This window comes from Pseudomonas sp. 2VD (genome assembly GCF_005503585.1).
GTDB lineage: Bacteria > Pseudomonadota > Gammaproteobacteria > Pseudomonadales > Pseudomonadaceae > Pseudomonas > Pseudomonas aeruginosa.
Window position 1 is genome coordinate 1 of record NZ_SCND01000522.1, and the last position, 3102, is coordinate 3102.

At 71.2% G+C, this 3102-nt stretch carries 2 protein-coding genes; both read right to left on the minus strand.

The window, feature by feature from the left end; all coding sequences use genetic code 11:
- Nucleotides 1–1015 (minus strand): exodeoxyribonuclease V subunit alpha (gene recD / locus FFS27_RS30990; protein WP_137952461.1); only part of this gene is annotated, 1015 nt, incomplete at its 3' end.
- Nucleotides 1012–3102, minus strand: a 2091-nt coding sequence (gene recB, locus FFS27_RS30995) for an exodeoxyribonuclease V subunit beta (RefSeq protein WP_137952462.1), incomplete at its 5' end; no start/stop codon positions are given. The genes recD and recB, both read right to left, overlap by 4 nt.

Genomic DNA, 3102 nt, shown 5'->3' on the forward strand with positions numbered 1-3102 from the left:
TTTCCAGGTCGATCATCGAGGCCTCGTCCACCACCAGCACGTCCAGCGCCAAAGGGTTGTCCCGGTGGTGGCGGAAGTGCCGGGTATCCGGACGGCTGCCGAGCAGACGGTGCAGGGTAGTGACCTCGGCGGGGATCGCCTGCAACACGTCTTCCGCCAGCGGCAGGGCCCGGACCTGCTGGCCGATGGACTCGGAGAGACGCGCCGCGGCCTTGCCGGTGGGTGCCGCGAGGCGGATGCGCAGCGGCTGGCCGGCGGCTACCGCCGGTGCCTGGAGCAGACCGAGCAGGCGCACCACGGTGGTGGTCTTGCCGGTACCGGGACCGCCGGTGATCAGGCTGAAATAGCCGCGGGCCGCCAGGGCACAGGCCAGCTTCTGCCAGTCGGTGACGCGCTGGCCGTCTTCCGTCGGCGCCTGCGCGAACAGCGCGGCCAGGCGCGGCGCCAGGTCTGCGGCCAGGGGCGCCTGCCGACCCAGGCGCTCGCGCAGGGCCAGAGCGATCTCCAGCTCGTGCCGCCAGTAACGACGCAGGTAGAGACGCTGAGCGCAAAGCACCAGCGGCGAGGTCGCCGTCTCGCTCGGCTCGGGATCGCCTGGGCGCTCGTCGACCACCTCCACCAGCGATGACGCCGCCAGAGCCTCGCGCCAGGCGTCGAGGCGCACGCCACGCAGCAGTTGCGACGGCAGCAGCACATCGCGGCCTTCGTCGCCTTCCGGCGGCAGCGACAGTGCCGCGTCAGGCGCGCCGAGGGTCGCCTCCAGGTCCAGGCAGACGTGCCCGTGGCCCAGTTGGTGGCTGGTCAGCGCTGCCGCCAGCAGCACCCGGGGATCGGCCTGCGGCTGCAACTCGACGAGGAAGGCGACGAACGCCCGGTCCAGCGCCCGCAGCCAGCCACGCGCCACCCACAGGTCGAGCTGGCGCAGCAGGTCGTGGCGTGCCGCCAGCGGTTGCGCTACCTGGTCGTCGCGGCCATCGCGGACTTCGCCGGCCAGTTGCTTGAGGGTCGGATTCATCGCTCGGCTCCCGGCTGGCCGCTGAACAGCGCGTCCAGGCGTTCGATCAGTTCCCGCGGCGGGCGCTCGAAGTGCAGGCCCTGGGTCGCCGCGCGGGCGCCGCGGAGGAACAGGTACACGGCGCCGCCCATGTGGCGGTCGTAGTCGTAGTCGGGCAGGCGCGCCTTCAACTGCCGGTGCAGGGCCAGCAGGTACAACACGTACTGCAGGTCATAACGGTTCTCCAGCACCGCGGCGGTCATCGCTTCCGGGCTGTAGGCGCCATCGTCGGCGCCCAGCCAGTTGGACTTGTAGTCGGCCACGTAGAAACGCCCCTGGTGCTCGAAGACCAGGTCGACGAAGCCCTTGAACATGCCGTTCAGCAGGGTCGGCGCCAGCGTCGGACGCGCCGCGCCGCCAAGGGTATGGCGCCGGACCAGGGCGTCGATCGCCTCGGCCTGGACCTGGTGGGTGGCGAACCAGAACTCCATTTCCACCTGGTAGGCGACCAGCCCGGCCAGGCTGGTTTCGCCACCGGGCCAGCGCAGCGGTTCGGCGAGATACTGCTCCAGCCACAGGTCGAGCGGTTCGGCCCAGTCCTTCCAGCCCCGCAGGTCGCAGCGTCGCGCGACCAGTTCGCGGCGCCGCTGGGCATCGGCGCGCGCCACATCGAAGCCTTCGCGGCCGGCCCATTCGAGCAGCCCGTGGAGGAAGGTGCCGGGAGCCGGTCCGCGCGGGAAGCGATGCAGGTCGTCGCGCATCTCGCTGGCGTGCGCGACCGGCGGCTGTTCGGCGGAACGGCCTTCTTCGTGGAAGGTGGCTTCCTCGGCGCTGATCGGCTCCTGCGATTCGTCGCTCTCCAACGCCTCGTCATCGTCCAGCCCGGCGGAGGCCTGCAATTGCAGGCCGGAATAGCTGGCGACCCACCACTTCTCGCGGCTGCTGCGGCGGGTTTCGCGGGCCTGCCCAAGGCCCTGGCTGCGCCCTGCGACATAGCGTTCGGCGTCCGCCTCGGGGGCCGGCTCGACGACGATCTCCCGGCACTCGCCGCGCAGCGCGGCGAGGCATTGGCCTAGGCCATCGCTACCGATGGTCGCGCCGCCGGCAAGCAGGTAGCCCAGGGCCCCCTTGTGCAACTCCGGCGACTTACTGTTGCTCGCCACCAGCGGCGCGATGCCCAGCCACACCGAATGGCGAGCGCGGGTCAGGGCCACGTAGAGCAGGCGCATGTCTTCGCCGAGGCGCTCGTCGTTGGCCTGCTCGTAGGCCCGCGCAGCCTGCTCCTTGCGCCGCGCCAGCTCGATGACCCGCCCTGCAGCGCCATCCTCGTGGAAACTCGCCGGCGCGCCGCTGTTGCCGTCCAGCTCCCTCCAGCTGCAGATGAAGGGCAGCAGCACCAAGGGGTATTCCAGCCCCTTGGACTTGTGGATGGTCACCACCTTGATCAGGTCGGCGTCGCTTTCCAGGCGGAGGATCTCTTCGCTCCCCGGACTCTGCACCTGCTCGGCCAGATGGCGGATCAGCGCGTGCTCGCCGTCCAGCTCCACCGCCGCGCGCTGCAGCCACTCGGCCAGGTGCAGCAGGTTGGTCAGGCTGCGCTCGCCATCGGCGTGCCGCAGCAGGCGCGCCGGCAGTTCGAAGTCGGCGAGCAGGCGCCGCAGCATCGGCAATACGCCCTGGGCCTGCCAGGACCGGCGATAGTCGCGGAAGCGCAGGACCATCCGTTCCCAGAACAGTTCGTCCTGGTTCAATCGCTCCAGGGTCGCCCAGTCCAGGTGCAGGCTGCGGGTAGCCAGGGCGACCCGCAGCAGCGCATCGGCGCCGGGGTCGGCGCAGGCGCGCAGCCAATGCAGCAGGTCGGCGGCCTCCTGGCTGTCGAACACCGAGTCGCGGTCGGACAGGTAGACGCTGGCCAGACGCCGCGCCGCCAACGCGCTACGGATCGCCTCGGCCTCGGCGCGACCGCGGACGAGGATGGCGATATCCGCCGGGCGCAACGCCCGCCAGCCGCCCTGCTCGTCGGCGAAGCCGGCGCGGCCCAGGTCGGCCAGGCTCAGCCAGCGGCGGATGGCGCTGGCGCTGCGCTCGGCCATTTCCTGGCGATACGC